At 70.7% G+C, this 16,276-nt stretch carries 16 protein-coding genes; all 16 read left to right on the top strand.

The features are described 5' to 3' along the window. A partial coding sequence (locus tag B1729_RS12470; RefSeq protein ID WP_239539624.1) for a hypothetical protein occupies positions 1-1,224 on the top strand: 1,224 nt, incomplete at its 5' end. Then, positions 1,224-2,264: an HAD-IIA family hydrolase gene (locus B1729_RS12465; protein WP_163619703.1), complete on the top strand. Its 1,041-nt coding sequence runs from the start codon at positions 1,224-1,226 to the stop codon at positions 2,262-2,264. The genes B1729_RS12470 and B1729_RS12465, both read left to right, overlap by 1 nt. Positions 2,265-2,321: 57 nt before the next feature. Then, entirely contained in the window at positions 2,322-2,480 is a 159-nt protein-coding gene (locus B1729_RS20610; RefSeq protein WP_204260159.1) for a hypothetical protein, read from the top strand. Then, the gene (locus B1729_RS12460) at positions 2,477-3,277 is read left to right on the top strand and encodes a TlyA family RNA methyltransferase (protein WP_163619705.1); all 801 of its coding nucleotides are present in this window, start codon (positions 2,477-2,479) and stop codon (positions 3,275-3,277) included. The genes B1729_RS20610 and B1729_RS12460 overlap by 4 nt, the downstream gene beginning before the upstream one ends. Continuing rightward, positions 3,274-4,263 (top strand): NAD kinase, encoded by a 990-nt coding sequence (locus tag B1729_RS12455; RefSeq protein WP_163633003.1) that lies wholly within the window; start codon positions 3,274-3,276, stop codon positions 4,261-4,263. Before B1729_RS12460 ends, B1729_RS12455 begins: the two co-directional genes overlap by 4 nt. After that, the gene (gene recN, locus B1729_RS12450; RefSeq protein ID WP_163619708.1) at positions 4,260-5,951 is read left to right on the top strand and encodes a DNA repair protein RecN; all 1,692 of its coding nucleotides are present in this window, start codon (positions 4,260-4,262) and stop codon (positions 5,949-5,951) included. Before B1729_RS12455 ends, recN begins: the two co-directional genes overlap by 4 nt. Before the next feature lie 77 nt (positions 5,952-6,028). Further along, on the top strand, positions 6,029-7,744 hold the full coding sequence (locus tag B1729_RS12445) for a CTP synthase (RefSeq protein WP_163633015.1): 1,716 nt from the start codon (positions 6,029-6,031) through the stop codon (positions 7,742-7,744). A 1-nt stretch (position 7,745) separates the two neighbouring features. Further along, positions 7,746-8,378, top strand: coding sequence for an NUDIX hydrolase (locus B1729_RS12440; RefSeq protein WP_239539623.1), 633 nt, complete (start codon positions 7,746-7,748; stop codon positions 8,376-8,378). Positions 8,379-8,395: 17 nt separating this feature from the next. After that, positions 8,396-9,346: a site-specific tyrosine recombinase XerD gene (gene xerD, locus B1729_RS12435; protein ID WP_163619712.1), complete on the top strand. Its 951-nt coding sequence runs from the start codon at positions 8,396-8,398 to the stop codon at positions 9,344-9,346. 111 nt (positions 9,347-9,457) lie between these two features. Next, the gene (locus B1729_RS12430) at positions 9,458-10,348 is read left to right on the top strand and encodes a ParA family protein (protein WP_163632999.1); all 891 of its coding nucleotides are present in this window, start codon (positions 9,458-9,460) and stop codon (positions 10,346-10,348) included. A gap of 34 nt (positions 10,349-10,382) precedes the next feature. After that, the gene (locus B1729_RS12425) at positions 10,383-11,207 is read left to right on the top strand and encodes a ScpA family protein (RefSeq protein WP_239539622.1); all 825 of its coding nucleotides are present in this window, start codon (positions 10,383-10,385) and stop codon (positions 11,205-11,207) included. Next, complete coding sequence (gene scpB, locus B1729_RS12420) at positions 11,197-11,814, top strand: SMC-Scp complex subunit ScpB (RefSeq protein WP_163619716.1); 618 nt, start codon at positions 11,197-11,199, stop codon at positions 11,812-11,814. The genes B1729_RS12425 and scpB overlap by 11 nt, the downstream gene beginning before the upstream one ends. A gap of 103 nt (positions 11,815-11,917) precedes the next feature. After that, the gene (locus B1729_RS12415; RefSeq protein WP_239526147.1) at positions 11,918-12,754 is read left to right on the top strand and encodes a pseudouridine synthase; all 837 of its coding nucleotides are present in this window, start codon (positions 11,918-11,920) and stop codon (positions 12,752-12,754) included. A gap of 34 nt (positions 12,755-12,788) precedes the next feature. Beyond that, positions 12,789-13,931 (top strand): prephenate dehydrogenase, encoded by a 1,143-nt coding sequence (locus B1729_RS12410; RefSeq protein WP_163619718.1) that lies wholly within the window; start codon positions 12,789-12,791, stop codon positions 13,929-13,931. Beyond that, the gene (gene cmk / locus B1729_RS12405) at positions 13,924-14,718 is read left to right on the top strand and encodes a (d)CMP kinase (protein ID WP_239526148.1); all 795 of its coding nucleotides are present in this window, start codon (positions 13,924-13,926) and stop codon (positions 14,716-14,718) included. The genes B1729_RS12410 and cmk overlap by 8 nt, the downstream gene beginning before the upstream one ends. Before the next feature lies 1 nt (position 14,719). Then, entirely contained in the window at positions 14,720-16,273 is a 1,554-nt protein-coding gene (gene der / locus B1729_RS12400) for a ribosome biogenesis GTPase Der (RefSeq protein WP_163632997.1), read from the top strand. Positions 16,274-16,276 lie beyond the last annotated feature (3 nt).

Below are 16,276 nucleotides of genomic sequence, written 5' to 3'. Positions count from 1 at the left end.
AAGCCGTACCAGAAGCGTGACGGCGACCGTCCCTACGCACCTCGCGACGGAGACCGCAAGCCGTACGAGCGCAGCGCGCGTCCGACGCGCGGTGGCGCGAATCGTCCCGATCGTGAGGTCCGCGAGGGAGAGATCCGTCCGGTCCGCGCTCGGCACGACGACCCGTTCATCCCGGACGACGTCACCCCGCAAGACCTGCCGACGGCCGCACGCAACGAGCTGAAGACGCTGAGCAAGGAGAACGCCGACGAGGTGGCGCGCCACCTGGCGATGGCATCGGAGCTCATCGACGAGGACCCCGCGCTGGCGCACCAGCATGCGCTGTCGGCGTCCCGACGTGCCGGGCGCATCGCGATCGTCCGGGAGACGCTCGCGATCACCGCCTATGCGACGGGCGATTTCGCTCTCGCGCTGCGTGAGCTGCGCACCTACCGGCGCATCTCCGGACGCGACGACCAGATCGCGCTCATGGTCGACAGCGAACGTGGCGTCGGCCGCGCCGACCGCGCCCTCGAGGTGGGACGTTCGGTGGACCGCGCAACGCTGGACACTTCGGTCCGCGTGGAGCTGGCGATCGCCATGTCGGGGGCACGTCTCGATCTCGGCGAACCCGAGCGCGCGCTGCAGGAGCTCGACATCCCTGAGTTCGACCCCGATCGCGCCTTCGAATGGAGCCCGGGACTGTTCGCCGCGCGAGCCGCCGTGCTCGAGGAGCTGGGCCGCACCGACGAGGCGGCGCAGTGGCAGCATCGCGCCGTCGTCGCCGGACAGGCGATCGACGCGGCGGCTGGTCTTGACGACCTCGAGACGATGCTCGTCGAGGAGGTCATCGAGGAAGTCATCGACGAAGACGACGAGGACGAGGCGTTCGACGATGACCAGTCCTACGACGAGGTCGACGACGAGGAGTCGTTCGAGGACGACGAGGCCGACCAGGACGACGACGACCAGGACGACGAGATCGACCCGGAAGGCCGGGTCGAGGCGTCCGACGAGGAAGTCCAGAACGGCGAAGATCACCAGGTCGAGACGTCCGACGAGGACGGCGACGTGGCCGAGGCCGAGCTGGAGCTGAGCCCGCAGGAGGAGCTCTCGGTCGCCGCTGAGGTCGCTGAGATCCTCGTCGAGGCCGGCGTCGACACGCCGGAGCCCGGAGCCGGAGCCGGAGCCGACGCAGCCGCGGAAGCGGAGGCGGACGCCGACACCGACGAGGCCCAGCGCTGATGGCACTCTTCGGGCGGCGGGCTGTGACGCCCGCCCCGCTCGACGGTGTGGACGTCGTACTGGCCGACCTCGACGGCGTCGTCTACGCCGGCGCAGGGGCGCTGCCGCACGCGGTGGAGAGCCTGAATCGTGCGAGGGACGGCCGTGCTGCCATCGCCTACATCACCAACAACGCGGCACGCACGGATGCCTCGGTGGCGGCGCACCTGAGCGAGCTCGGCCTGGCGACGGATCCGAGCGATGTCGTGACCAGCCCTCAGGCGGCGATGCGGCTGCTCGCGGAGAAGATCGCCCCGGGTTCGACGATCCTCGTGGTCGGCGGCGACGGACTCGTGGTCGAGGTCGAGAAGGCCGGGTTCGTCGTCACGCGCAGCGCGGACGACGCGCCGGCGGCCGTCGTGCAGGGATTCGCGCCCGAGGTCGGTTGGACGCAGCTCGCCGAGGCCGCGTTCGCCCTCAAGACGCCCGAGGAGGAAGGCGGCATCCCGTGGGTCGCCACGAACACGGACTGGACGATCCCGCAGTCGCGCGGCATCGCTCCTGGCAACGGCACGCTCGTATCCGCCGTGCATACGGCGGTGGGCCGGCTCGCCACCGTGGCAGGTAAGCCCGAGACGCCGATCTTCCAGGAGGCCGTCGCGCGGTTCGGTGCGCAGCATCCGCTCTTCCTGGGTGACCGGCTCGACACCGACATCCTCGGGGCGAACCGCGCCGGCATTGCTTCTGCGCTCGTGCTGACGGGGGTCGACCGGCCCAAGCACGTGCTTGCCGCTCCGGAGAATTCGCGGCCGACGTACATCCTGGGCGACCTTCGTGAACTGCACGAGCCATATCCCGAGGTGCAGGTGAAGGACGGCGTCGCCACCGTGCGCGAGGCGCGTGTGGCGATCGACGGCGCCGACGTCCGCATCCTCAGCGAGGGCGATCGCGCGATCGATCTGGTGCGCGCGGGTGCCGCAGCGATCTGGGCGAGCGGTCGGGCGATCTTCGGCTTCCGCGTGCCGGAGCGGCTGTACGCCGACCCGTTCCACCGCCCCTGACCCGTCACGCCGCCTCGAATCCGGACGACTGTCGTGCTGCCCCCGTAGTCTGGATGAATGGACCAGGCCAGCCCGCGTGACGACGAGACAGGCGACCTCCTCTCCACGCTCGAAGTGATCGAGGCGCAGCCGCTGGCCACTCGCGCCGACGCCTACGACTCGCTGCACGACACGCTCGCCCGTCGCCTCGAGGCGACCCCGGGCTCCCCGTCATGACGAGCCGGCTCGACGCCGCTCTCGCCGCCCGCGGTCTCGCGCGCTCCCGCACTCACGCCGCGACACTCATCGCCGAAGGATTCGTGAGCGTCGACGGTCGCCCGGTGGTGAAGGCCTCGACCCCAGTGGGCGACGAGACTCTCATCGAGGTCGCCGGTGCCGATCACTACGTCAGCCGCGCGGCGCACAAGCTGATCGCCGGCCTGGACGCCTTCGACCTCGACGTGCGGGGCCGCGTGGCGCTCGACATGGGGGCTTCCACCGGCGGGTTCACGCAGGTGCTCCGCGAGCGCGGCGCCGAGCCGGTGATCGCGGTGGATGTCGGACACGGCCAGCTCGCGGCATCCGTCGCCGACGACCCCGGCGTCATATCGATCGAGGGGTTCAACGTCCGCTACATGACTCCCGACTCGCTTGCCGAGGCGAGCGGCGTCGCGGAGCCGCCGTCGATCGTGACGGGCGATCTGTCGTTCATCTCGCTGTCGCACGTGCTGCCGGCGGCCCGGGCGGTGGCGGCATCCGATGCGGATCTCGTGCTGCTCGTCAAGCCGCAGTTCGAAGTCGGTCGCACCGCGGTGAAGGGCGGCCTGGTGACCAACCCGGTGCTGCGAGCGGATGCCGTCGCACGCGTGCTGTGGGCGGCGTGGGACGTAGGGCTCGGCACGTGCGGCCTCGTTTCCTCCCCGATCGCGGGCACGCACGGCAATTCGGAGTTCATCGCGCACCTCGCGCCGGGCCGGGGGAGCAATCCGACAGAATGGTCAGGCACTGTGAACCGACTGGCGGGGAGCCGATGAACAACGCCGACGCACCGCACGACCTGCAGGTTCAGGCGCAGGCCGGGCGCAGCATCCTCGTCGTGGCGCACGCGCATCGCGCCGAGACCGTCACCGCCGCCGAGCGCGTCGTCGACGCCCTTCGCGCCGCGGGTGCGCAGCCGGTGTTCGCGGCGGACGATGCGGAGGAGCTGCTCGCCGCGGGTGCGGCGATCGGTGACGTCGCGCTGCTGGGCGTGGGTGCGTCGGTCGGTGAGATCGAGCTGGCGATCGTGCTCGGCGGGGACGGCACCATCCTGCGTGCCGCGGAGCTCGTCAGGGACGGTCGCGCCCCGGTGCTCGGGATCAACATGGGCCACGTCGGCTTCCTCGCCGAGACCGAGCGGGATGACATGGACGAGGCCGTTCGCCGCGTCATCGCCCGCGAATACGAGGTCGAGGAGCGCATGGCGCTCCAGGTGAGGGTGAAGGACACCGCGGACTCCGTCATCTACGAGACGTGGGCCCTCAACGAGGCGACGGTGGAGAAGGCCAGCCGCGAGCGCATGCTGGAGGTCGTCGTCGAGATCGACGGGCGACCGCTGTCGACGTTCGGGTGCGACGGCATGGTCGTGTCGACGCCGACCGGCTCGACCGCCTACAACTTCTCCGCGGGTGGTCCGGTCATCTGGCCGACGGTCGAGGCGATCGCCGTGGTGCCGCTGTCGGCGCACGCGCTCTTCGCCAAGCCCCTCGTCGTCGGCCCGGAGCACTCGGTCGCGATCGAGGTGCTCGAGCGCACGAACGGCACCGGCATCCTGTGGTGCGACGGTCGTCGCTCGCACGACCTGCCTCCCGGCGCCCGCGTGGTGGTGCGGCGCTCCGATCGCCCCGTGCGCCTCGCGCGTCTGCACCCCGCGCAGTTCACCGATCGCCTCGTGCGCAAGTTCCGTCTTCCCGTCGAAGGCTGGCGGGGCCCCGCTGCGATCACCGGCCTCCTGCCGGTCACCTCCGAGGTGGCGCCGTGATCGAGGAGATGCGCCTGCGCGACCTCGGCGTGATCGCCGAGGCGACACTGCCGATCGGCGCGGGGTTCACGGCGATCACGGGGGAGACCGGCGCCGGCAAGACGATGGTGGTCACCGGTCTCGGCCTGCTGCTCGGCCAGCGGGCCGACTCGGGTGCCGTGCGCGCCGGCGCCTCGCAGGCCACGGTGGACGGCGTCTGGATCGTGCCCGAGGACGGGCCCGTCGCCGCGCGCGTACGCGAGGCGGGCGGCGACGTCGAGCCCATCGGCGGTGGCCGAGCCGAGCTGTACATCGGGCGCTCGATCTCGAGCGAAGGACGCGGCCGCGCCTCCGTCGGCGGGCGTGCCGCGCCGGCAGGGGTGCTCGCCGACCTCGCCGACGAGCTCGTGGTGGTGCACGGGCAGTCCGATCAGCTGCGACTGCGCTCCGCCGCGGCGCAGCGCGACGCGCTGGACCGCTTCGGCGGCGAGACCGTCCAGACCGCGCGAGACGCCTACCGGCGATCGTTCGAGCACTGGCGAGCGATCGACCGCGAGCTCTCGCAGCTCACGGACGATCGCGACGCGCGTGCTCGTGAGGCCGACGAACTGCGGTCGCAGCTCGCCGACATCGAGCAGGCCGCTCCGCAGCCCGGAGAGGACGCCGACCTCGCCGCCCGCGCTGAGCGGCTGGCGAATGCCGAGGAGCTGCGGGTTGCCGCCGCGACCGCCCACGACGGCCTCTCGGGTGAAGGCGACGAGCCCGATGCCGCCACACTGCTCGCCGAGTCGCGACGCGTCCTCGAGCGCGTGCACGACCCCGTGCTCGAAGAGCTCGCGGGCCAGCTGGCCGACCTCGGCTATCGTGTCGCCGATATCGCGGCAGCCCTCGCCGGCTATCTCGCCGATCTTGACGAGTCGGGACCGCACGAGCTGGCCGCCGTCGAGGAGCGGCGCGCGGTGCTCGCGGGACTCGTGCGCGCGCACGGCACGCTCGACGCCGCGATCGAGCTGCTCGACACGGGCTCTGCCCGACTCGCCGAGCTCGACGACGACTCCGGTCGCATCGAACGGCTGACCGAGGAGCGGGATGCCGCGGCCGCTGCCCTCGACCAGACCGCAGCCGTGCTGACCGCCGCGCGGACCGAGGCGGCCGCGCGCCTGGGCGCGGCGGTGACGGCCGAGCTGCGCGCCCTCGCGATGCCGGATGCCCGGCTCGAGGTGGCGGTCACCGCAGGAGCCGAGACGGCGTCAGGGCGCGATGACGTCGCGATCCTCCTCGCCCCGCACCCCGGTGCCGAGCCGCGCGCGGTCTCGCGCGGCGCGAGCGGGGGAGAGCTCAGCCGCGTCATGCTCGCCATCGAGGTCGTGATCGCGGCCGTCGACCCGGTGCCGACGTTCGTGTTCGACGAGGTGGATGCCGGCATCGGCGGCGCCGCGGCGATCGAGGTAGGACGGCGCCTCGCCCGTCTGTCCGAGTCGTCGCAGGTGATCGCGGTGACCCACCTCGCGCAGGTCGCGGCGTTCGCCGCCAACCACCTGACTGTCGTGAAGGCGAACGACGGCTCGGTCACGGCATCCGATGTCCGCCGCCTGGAGGGCGCGGACCGCGAGGCCGAGATGGCACGCCTGCTGTCGGGCATGCCCGATTCGGACGCCGCTCTGACACACGCCCGCGAGTTGCTGGGCCTTCGCACCGAAGTCGACTGAGATTCGGCGCCTGCTCCGCGTGTCGCCAGCTTCTGCGAAGCTCATCGAAATACAGCCTGATAGGATAAAAGCCCGTGATGCAGACTTCTGGTTCTTCCCGCGGCGACAATTCGAACGACACCACCAAGCACATCTTCGTGACGGGTGGTGTCGTTTCCTCTTTGGGCAAGGGCCTCACCGCTGCGAGCCTCGGAAACCTTCTGACGGCGCGGGGTCTTCACGTCGTGATGCAGAAGCTCGACCCGTATCTGAACGTGGATCCGGGAACGATGAACCCGTTCCAGCACGGCGAGGTCTTCGTGACCGACGACGGCGCCGAGACGGATCTCGACATCGGCCACTACGAGCGCTTCCTCGACATCGAACTGAGCCAGGCGGCCAACGTCACGACCGGCCAGATCTATTCGCAGGTGATCGCCAAGGAGCGTCGCGGCGAGTACCTCGGCGACACCGTCCAGGTGATCCCGCACATCACCGACGAGATCAAGCGCCGCATGCGCCTGCAGGCCGACGAGTCGCCCAAGCCCGACGTCATCATCACCGAGATCGGCGGGACGGTCGGCGACATCGAGTCGCAGCCGTTCATCGAGTCGGCCCGCCAGATCCGTCACGAGCTCGGCCGCAACAACGTCTTCTTCGTGCACGTGTCGCTCGTCCCGTTCATGGGTGCCTCGGGGGAGCAGAAGACCAAGCCCACGCAGCACTCCGTGGCGACGCTGCGCTCCATCGGCATCCAGCCCGACGCGCTCGTGCTGCGCAGCGATCGCCCGGTCACCGAGGCGAACAAGCGGAAGATCGCGCTGATGTGCGACGTCGACGAAGGCGCCGTGGTGAATGCCGTCGACGTGCCGAGCATCTACGACATCCCGTCGATGCTCAACGAGCAGGGGCTCGACGAGTACATCGTGCGCACCCTCGGCCTGTCGAAGGCCGACGGCGTGGACTGGTCCCGCTGGCAGCGCGTGCTGAACGCGGTGCACAACCCCAAGCATGAGGTCACGATCGGCCTCGTGGGCAAGTACATCGACCTTCCGGATGCCTACCTCTCGGTCACCGAGGCGCTCAAGGCCGGCGGGTTCGCGCAGGAGACGCACGTCAACATCCGGTGGATCCCGTCGGACGAGTGCCAGACGCCGGAGGGCGCCGCCAAGGCGCTCGCGCCGCTGGACGGCATCATCATCCCGGGCGGGTTCGGCATCCGCGGGATCGAGGGCAAGATCGGCGCGCTGAAATTCGCACGCGAGCAGGGCATCCCGACGCTCGGCATCTGCCTCGGCCTGCAGTGCATCGTCATCGAGTACGCGCGCCACGTCGCCGGCATCGAGGACGCGTCGTCGAGCGAGTTCGATCCCGACACCGAGCACCCCGTGATCGCGACGATGGAGGAGCAGGTCGACATCCTCGACCGCGGCGACATGGGCGGCACGATGCGCCTCGGGCTCTACCCGGCCGAGCTGGCGGAGGGCTCGATCGCCGCCGAGGTCTACGGCTCGAGCCGCGCGTCGGAGCGCCACCGCCACCGCTACGAGGTGAACAACCGCTACCGCGACCGGATCGCCGAGGCGGGCCTGGTGTTCTCGGGCATCAACCCCGATCTCAACCTCGTCGAGTACGTCGAGCTGCCCCGCGACGTTCACCCGTATTACATCGCGACCCAGGCGCACCCCGAGCTGCGCTCGCGCCCCACGGATGCCAACCCGCTGTTCCGCGGACTGGTCGGCGCGGCCCTCGAGCGTCATAGCGCGAGCGAGCTGTTCGAGGTGGAGCCGTTCGACGAGCTCGCGGGCCGCTGACGTGACGGACGAGCGGTCGCAACAGCCTGTCGCTGCCGCGACCCCTGCGCCGGCGCTTCTCGCGGACGAGCCCGTCGCTGCCGCCATCCTCGAGAGCGAGCTGGTCTACGAGGGACGCGTCTGGGATGTGCGCAGCGACACCGTCGCCTACGGCGAAGGTCAGATCGTGCGCCAGTACGTCGACCACCCGGGGGCCGCTGCGGTGGTCGCGGTGGACGACGACGGCCGGGTGCTGCTGATCCAGCAGTACCGGCATCCGATCCGCCTCCGCGACTGGGAGATCCCGGCGGGGCTGCTCGACATCGCCGGCGAGGCGCCGATCGAGACGGCGCGCCGCGAGCTCGCCGAGGAGGTCGACCTGGTCGCCTCCTCGTGGGAGCCGCTGGTGAGCATCTTCACCACGCCGGGTGGAAACGACGAGATCGTCCACCTCTTCCTCGCGCGCGGCCTGTCGCCGGCCGACGACGTCCACGCACGGGAGGACGAGGAGGCCGACATCCGCCTCGAGTGGGTGCCCATCGCCGAAGCTGTGGCGGGCATCTTCGCGGGGCGGCTGCGCAACGGCATCCTCGCCGTAGGCGTTCTGGCGGCGGCGGAGCGTCTTCGAGGCGCCGGGGAGAGCTCGGTCGGCTGACATGAAGATCGCCTGACATGGACATCGATCGTGCGGTGGACGCCTACCTGCGCCACGTCGCGATCGAGCGCGGCCTGTCGGAGAACACGGTCGCCGCGTACCGGCGCGATCTCGCCGGTTATGCCGGCTGGCTGCGCGAGCAGGGCATCGGCGAGACCAGCGCGGTCACATCGGTGACCCTCGCCAGCTTCATTGCCGACCGCGCGGCCGGCGACCCTCCGATCGCGGCGTCGTCGCTCGCCCGTCTGCAGTCGTCGGTGCGGGGACTGCACCGGTTCCTCGCGCGCGAGGGCATCGAGCAGGCCGATCCGTCGTCGAATCTGCGTCCGCCGAAGCAGGCGCGGCGGCTTCCGAAGGCTCTCACCATCGAGCAGGTGGAGAAGCTGCTGGATGCCTCCGGCCCGGCGCCGTCGACCGATGCCGACGTCTCGGGCACCGGGGGCGGAGCGCCGGGCGACGTGGTCGGCACGCGTGATCGGGCGCTCCTCGAGCTGCTGTACGCGACCGGCGCGCGTGTGTCGGAGATCGTGCAGCTGGACGTCGACGACGTCGCCCACGGGGACGTGCTGCGGGTGCGCGGAAAGGGCTCGAAGGAGCGCATCGTCCCCGTAGGCTCGTACGCCCGCGCCGCCGTCGACGCCTACCTCATCCGCGCCCGACCCGAGCTCTCGCTGCGCGGCCGCGCCACGCCGAAGCTGTTCCTCGGGGCGCGGGGAGCGCCGCTGTCGCGGCAGAGCGCCTGGCTGATCATGCAGTCGGCGGCCGATCGTGCCCACCTCACCGCGCACGTCTCGCCCCACACCCTGCGGCACTCGTTCGCCACACACCTGCTGCAGGGCGGCGCAGATGTGCGCGTCGTGCAGGAGCTGCTCGGGCACGCCTCGGTGGCGACCACGCAGATCTACACGTATGTGTCGGTCGACGCGCTGCGCGACGTGTACGCCACGTCGCACCCGCGCGCGCGGTAGGGGTCTCCGGCGGGTCGACGTGGCGGACATCTCCTGCCGCCGCGGCGCTTTGCTGAAGGATTTCGCCTACGGCCCACTAGGATCGAGCGAGCACGAGGAAGCGGGAGCACGGTGGCTGACAGCACGGCGAAGACCAGATCGGGGAAGGCCTCGGAGTACGAGGTTCCCATCGGGCCGACCGGGCGTCCCTACCAGGGGTTCCCCACGCCGCCGAAGCTCGACGGCCACGGCCCGGCTCGCATCATCGCCCTCTGCAACCAGAAGGGCGGCGTCGGCAAGACGACGACCACCATCAACCTGGCCGCAGCCCTCGCGAGCTACGGACGCAAAGTGCTCGCGGTCGACTTCGACCCGCAGGGCGCGCTGTCGGCGGGTCTCGGCATCCCGACGCACGAGATCCCCACGATCTACGACCTGCTGCTCGACGGCAAGCGCGACCCGCACGAGGTCGTCGTCCACTCGCGAGTCCCGAACCTCGACGTCATCCCGGCGAACATCGACCTCTCGGCCGCCGAGGTGCACCTCGTCAACGAGGTCGCCCGCGAGCAGACGCTCTCTCGCACGCTGCGGAAGGTCAGCCCCGATTACGACGTGGTGCTCATCGACTGCCAGCCGTCGCTGGGCCTGCTCACCGTCAACGCGCTCACCGCCAGCCACGGCGTCGTCATCCCGCTCGAGTGCGAGTTCTTCGCCCTGCGCGGCGTCGCGATGCTGATCGAGACGATCGACAAGGTGCGCGACCGCCTCAACCCGACGATCACGCTCGACGGCGTGCTCGCGACGATGTACGACGCGCGCACTCTGCACTCGCGCGAGGTGCTCGAGCGTGTGGTCGACGCCTTCGGCGACGACGTCCTCGAGACGGTCATCGGCCGTACCGTCAAGTTCCCGGATGCCTCCGTCTCAGGCATGCCGATCACCGAGTTCGCGCCCGAGCACGCTGCCGCGCAGGCCTACCTGCGGCTGGCGCGAGAGCTGGTCGCCCGTGGCGCTGTCGCCTGACCCTTCGACAAGCTCAGGGACCGATGAGGGCTCTGTGGCCGATGAGGGCTCTGTGGCCGATGAGGGCTCAGCGACCGAGCCGGGGTTCCGGGTCGCGCTGTCGAACTTCGACGGACCCTTCGACCTGCTGTTGACGCTGATCTCCAAGCACGAGCTCGACATCACCGAAGTGTCGCTGTCGCTGGTGACCAACGAGTTCATCGCGTACTTGCGCGAGCTGGGCCCCGACGAGGACCTGGACGAGGCATCCGAGTTCCTCGTCGTCGCCGCGACCCTGCTCGACATGAAGGTCGCGGGGCTCCTTCCGCAGGGCGAGCTGGTCGACGCCGAGTCGGTCGCGCTCCTCGAGGCACGCGACCTGCTGTTCGCGCGCCTGCTGCAGTATCGCGCGTTCAAAGAGGTGTCGACGTGGTTCGAGCGCTGCCTCCGGCGCGAGAGCGTGCGGCACACGCGCTCGGTGCGGCTCGACGAGAAGTACCGTCAGGCCGTCCCCGAGCTGGTGTGGTCGCTCAGCCCCGACGACTTCGCCGCACTGGCGCTCGTGGCGATGACGCCGAAGGAGCTTCCGCGCATCGGGTTCGACCACCTGCACGCCCCGCTCATCAGCATTCGCGAGCAGGCCGCGATCGTGGTGACCCTGCTGAGGGATGCCGGGTCCCTGACGTTCCGCGAGCTCATCGCGGGTGTCGCACAGTCCGGTGTGGTCGTCGCGCGGTTCCTCTCGGTGCTCGAGCTCTACCGTCACGCCGCACTGTCCTTCGAACAGCTCGAGCCGCTCGGCGAGCTGACGCTCCGGTGGAGCGCGCAGCGCTGGAGCGACGAGAACCTCGCCACTTTGGGAGCCGACTATGACCGATGATGCTTCGACGAATCGCCTGGACACCACGGACGTCGCGCGGCGGTTGGAGGCGATCCTGCTGATCGTCGAGGAGCCGCAGAGCCTGGTGAGCCTGGCGGCGGCCGTCGGCGCACCCGTGCCCGCGGTGCGCCAGGCGATCGAGTCGCTCGTCGACGACTACGACGGCAAGTCGGGTGGGCCGGTGCGCGGCTTCGAACTGCGCGAGGTCGGCGGTGGCTGGCGCCTGTACGTCCGCGAGGAGCTCGACGACCTGGTCAGCGAGTTCGTCGGCGGGCAGGCGCCGTCGCGGCTGTCGCAGGCGGCACTCGAGACGCTCGCCGTGATCGCGTACAAGCAGCCGGTCACGCGCAGCCAGGTCGCATCCATCCGCGCGGTCAACGTCGACTCGGTCGTGCGCACGCTGCTCGCGCGCGGGCTCATCACCGAGCTGTTCGCGGATGCCGAGACCGGCGCCATCAACTACGGCACCACCGATGCGCTGCTCGTGCATCTGGGCATCAACTCACTGGATGAGCTGCCCCACATCTCCCCGCTCCTGGATGGCGCCGACGAGGTGTCGAGGGCGGACGAGGTCGGCGGCGGCCTGGACGAAGGGATACGGCGATGAGATCGACGGACGCCGGGTCCCCGGCATCCATGTCCCGACCCTTTGCCCATATGTCCCGATTCCGGTCGTTCCTGGCCGCGGGAGCGAACGAAAGTGGGACACGATGACCTCGCACGAGAAGACCGGGACCGGGTCTGGCGGTGACGCCGAGGGCGTGCGCCTGCAGAAGGTCCTCGCGAACGCTGGCGTCGCGTCCCGCCGCGTCGCCGAAGATCTCATCGTCGCGGGCCGGGTGCGCGTCAACGGCGAGGTCGTGACCGAGCTCGGCTCGCGCATCGATCCCGAGAACGACCTGGTCGACGTCGACGGCACGGCCATCCAGCTCGACCAGTCGAAGCGCTACGTCATGCTCAACAAGCCCACCGGCGTCGTGAGCTCCATGAAGGACGACCGCGGTCGGCCCGATCTGCGCCGCTTCACGAAGGACTGGGACGAGCGGCTCTACAACGTGGGGCGATTGGATGCCGAGACCAGCGGCCTGCTCGTGCTCACGAACGACGGCGAGCTCGCGCATGTGCTCGCTCACCCCTCGTTCGGCGTCACCAAGGTGTATATCGCCAAGGTGGAGGGGCGCGTCACACCACAGACCATTCAGAAGCTCGTGCACGGGGTCGACCTCGAGGACGGCCCGATCGCGGCCGACAAGGCCCGGCTGCTGTCATCGTCGGCCGAGGGCGGCGGGTCGCTCGTCGAGCTCACCCTCCACTCCGGGCGCAACCGCATCGTCCGCCGGATGATGGCCGCGGTGGGTCATCCCGTCGTCGAACTCGTCCGCCGGCAGTTCGGGCCGCTCCACCTGGGAACCCTGCCAGCCGGGCGCGCGCGCGAGTTGACTAAAGTGGAGCGGGGCGCTCTGCTGACTCTCGCGCGCAGTGCGACATCTTCCACGCCGGCGGAGGACGCGCCCGATACCCGCGATGGCGATCAGTCCGCGGAGTGAAGATCCCTCCCTGCGGGGCGAACAGGAGACGCAAGTGACCGACACGAGGCCGACCTCGGCGCGCGAGCGCGCCGCAGAGTCCGCGCTCGCTCCGCGCGTGCAGGGCACGGTGCGGATCGTCGGCGCAGGCCTCCTCGGGGCCAGCATCGGTCATGCCCTGACCGCTCGCGGCGTCGACGTCGCACTCGACGACACCTCGCCGTCGCAGCTGCGCCTGGCCGTCGACTACGGGGCCGGTCGTCATGCCGCCGACACCGACGATCCGTCGCTGGTCGTCGTCGCGGTGCCTCCGGACGTCACGGCGGACGTCATCGAGCGCGAGCTCGCCCGCTACCCGGCCGCGGTGGTCACGGATGTCGCGAGCGTGAAGCTCGAGCCTCTCCACATGCTGCGCGAGCGCGGCGTCGACCTCACGCACTACATCGGCTCGCATCCCCTTGCCGGGCGCGAGCGCGGGGGAGCGATCTCGGCGCGCGCCGACATCTTCGTCGGGCGGCCGTGGGTGGTATGCCGCGACGAGGAGACCCCGTCGGCCGATCTCGCCCTCGTCGAGGGCCTCGCGCTGGATCTCGGCGCGACGCCGCTCGAGATGACTCCCGAAGACCACGACCGCGCGGTCGCGCTCGTCTCGCACGTCCCGCAGCTCGTGGCGAGCCTGCTCGCCGGGCGCTTCGTAGACGCGCCCGACGGCTCGCTGCGGCTCGCGGGCCAGGGCGTGCGCGACACGACCCGCATCGCGGCATCCGCCCCCGAACTGTGGGTGCAGATCCTCGGCGCCAACGCTTCGCCCGTCGTGGACGTGCTCGACCTGCTGGCCGCCGACCTGACGGCCGTCGCCGACGCGCTGCGCGCGCCCGACGCCCCCGGCTCTCGTCGCGCCGTCGCCGACACGATCCGCCGCGGCAACGACGGCGTCGAGCGCCTTCCCGGCAAGCACGGACAGAACCGCCGCTTCGAGCAGGTCGTCGTCATGGTGGACGACACCCCCGGCCAGCTGGGCCGGCTGTTCGGCGAGCTCGGCGAGCTCGGCGTCAACGTCGAGGACCTGCGCCTCGAGCACTCGCCGGGCGCCCAGTTCGGCCTCGCCGAGATCAGCGTCGTGCCGAGCGCGGTGCGCCGCGCCGTCGACGGGCTCGAATCGCGCGGCTGGAAGATTGCGAGCACCACCAATGACTGACCCTTCGACCCCTTCGACACGCTCGGAGAGCGGGGCCGCGAACGACGCCGGCAGCGGGCCGGCTGACGCGCCACGGACGATCGTCGTCGCGATCGACGGGCCGGCCGGCAGCGGCAAGTCCAGCGTCTCCAAGCAGGTCGCCCGGCACCTGGGGTACGGCTACCTCGACACCGGCGCCGCGTACCGGGCGCTGGCGTGGCACGCCCTCGAGCACGGCATCGACACGTCGGATGCGGCATCCGTTCTCGACGTCACGAGCGCTTTCGACTACGCGATCTCGCTCGATCCCGATGCGTACTGGGTGCGTGTCGGCGCCGCCGACGTGACGGACGCCATCCGCGAGCCGCGTGTCTCGGATGCCGTCAGCGGCGTCGCCCGCGTGCCCGCCGTGCGCGAGTCGGTGAACCGGCTGTTCCGTGCGCTGGTGGACGCCTCCGGGCGTCCGGGCGTCGTCGTCGAGGGCCGCGACATCACGACAGTGGTCGCCCCCGACGCCCCGGTGCGGATCCTCCTCACGGCGGCACCGGAGGTGCGGGCGGCGCGTCGCAGCGCCGAAGTGACGACGCAGGATGCCGCAGCCGTCGCCGCGGCACTCCACCAGCGCGACGCCTCCGACTCGGCCGTCGTCGACTTCCTCACCGCCGCGCCGGGCGTCGAGGTCGTCGACTCGACCTCCCTCGATTTCGACCAGACCGTGGACGCCGTGCTCGGCGTGATCCGGGCGGCAGAGTCCGTCCCGATGATCCGGAGCACCCCCGCGGTCGACCACCAGCAGACAGGAGCCTGAGATGGCCGCTGACAACACCACCGGCACCCCCGAAGACTTCGACGAGTTCGAAGACACCGGCGACGACCAGCTCGCCGAGAACCTCGCCGCCGTCGACGACGACCTCGCCGACCAGCGTGCCGCCGCTCTGCGCGCCGGCCTCGAGGACTACGACCTCGACGAGGAGGACGCCGAGCTGCTCGCGGGCCTCGTGCGTGGCGAGGACGGCATCGAGTTCCTCCCGGCGCTTCCCGTCGTCGCGATCGTCGGCCGGCCCAACGTCGGCAAGTCCGCCCTGGTGAACCGCATCCTCGGCCGCCGCGAGGCCGTCGTCGAGGACACCCCCGGTGTGACGCGCGACCGCGTCACCTACAAGGCTGAGTGGATGGATCGCCGCTTCACTATCGTCGACACCGGCGGCTGGGAGCCCGACGCCAAGGGCATCGACCGCTCCGTCGCCCTGCAGGCCGAGGTCGCGATCGATCTGTCCGATGTCGTGATGTTCGTCGTCGACGCGATGGTGGGCGCCACCTCGACCGACGAGCACGTCGTGCGCCTGCTGCGCAAGGCCGGCAAGCCCGTCTTCCTCGTCGCCAACAAGATCGACGATGCTCGGCAGGAGCCCGAAGCAGCCGCACTGTGGAATCTCGGCCTGGGTGAGCCCTACCCGGTCTCGGCGATCCACGGTCGCGGTGTCGCCGACCTGCTGGACGAGGTCGTCAAGGTGCTGCCCGACGTGTCGGCGGTCGCCAAGCACGAGATCGGCGGCCCCCGCCGCGTGGCGATCCTCGGGCGTCCCAACGTCGGCAAGTCGTCGCTGCTCAACAAGGCCGCGGGCGAGGAGCGCGTCGTCGTGAACGAGCTCGCCGGCACCACCCGCGACCCCGTGGACGAGATCGTCGAGGTCGGCGGCAAGCTCTGGCGCTTCGTCGACACCGCCGGCATCCGTCGCCGCGTGCACCTGCAGCAGGGCGCGGACTTCTACGCCTCGCTGCGCACGTCGGCTGCGCTCGAGAAGGCGGAGGTCGCCGTCGTGGTGCTCGACGTCACGCAGCCGCTCAGCGAGCAGGACGTCCGCATCATCGACCTCGTGCTCGAGTCGGGGCGCGCGCTCGTGCTGGCGTTCAACAAGTGGGACCGCCTCAACGACGACGACATGGACGGCCAGGACCGCCGTCGCTACCTCGAGCGCGAGATCGAGCAGGACCTCGCGCACGTGGCCTGGGCGCCCCGCGTGAACATCTCGGCGCGGACCGGTCGCCACCTCGACAAGCTGGTGCCGGCGCTCGAGACCGCGCTCGAGTCGTGGGATCAGCGCATCCCCACGGGCAAGTTCAACGCCTTCCTGTCCGAGCTCATCGCCGAGCACCCGCACCCGCTCCGGGGCGGAAAGCAGCCGCGCATCCTGTTCGGCACGCAGGCCTCGACCCGCCCGCCGACCTTCGTGCTGTTCACGACGGGCTTCCTCGACCCGGGCTACCGCCGCTTCATCCAGCGACGCCTGCGCGAGCTCTACGGCTTCGAGGGCACGCCGATCGTCATCAACATGCGGGTTCGCGAGCGCCGCCAGCGCTGATCG

Source organism: Microbacterium sp. B35-04 (genome assembly GCF_010634885.1).
In the GTDB taxonomy this organism is placed as follows: domain Bacteria; phylum Actinomycetota; class Actinomycetes; order Actinomycetales; family Microbacteriaceae; genus Microbacterium.
This window is presented reverse-complemented; position numbering and strand designations above follow the sequence as displayed.

Excerpts from the sequence above, each read along its gene's own strand:
- B1729_RS12465 (WP_163619703.1), top strand. The coding sequence starts at position 1,224 with ATGGCACTCTTCGGGCGGCGGGCTGTGACGCCCGCCCCGCTCGACGGT.
- B1729_RS20610 (WP_204260159.1), top strand. The coding sequence starts at position 2,322 with ATGGACCAGGCCAGCCCGCGTGACGACGAGACAGGCGACCTCCTCTCC.
- B1729_RS12460 (WP_163619705.1), top strand. The coding sequence starts at position 2,477 with ATGACGAGCCGGCTCGACGCCGCTCTCGCCGCCCGCGGTCTCGCGCGC.
- B1729_RS12455 (WP_163633003.1), top strand. The coding sequence starts at position 3,274 with ATGAACAACGCCGACGCACCGCACGACCTGCAGGTTCAGGCGCAGGCC.
- B1729_RS12445 (WP_163633015.1), top strand. The coding sequence starts at position 6,029 with ATGCAGACTTCTGGTTCTTCCCGCGGCGACAATTCGAACGACACCACC.
- xerD (WP_163619712.1), top strand. The coding sequence starts at position 8,396 with ATGGACATCGATCGTGCGGTGGACGCCTACCTGCGCCACGTCGCGATC.
- scpB (WP_163619716.1), top strand. The coding sequence starts at position 11,197 with ATGACCGATGATGCTTCGACGAATCGCCTGGACACCACGGACGTCGCG.
- B1729_RS12415 (WP_239526147.1), top strand. The coding sequence starts at position 11,918 with ATGACCTCGCACGAGAAGACCGGGACCGGGTCTGGCGGTGACGCCGAG.
- cmk (WP_239526148.1), top strand. The coding sequence starts at position 13,924 with ATGACTGACCCTTCGACCCCTTCGACACGCTCGGAGAGCGGGGCCGCG.
- der (WP_163632997.1), top strand. The coding sequence starts at position 14,720 with ATGGCCGCTGACAACACCACCGGCACCCCCGAAGACTTCGACGAGTTC.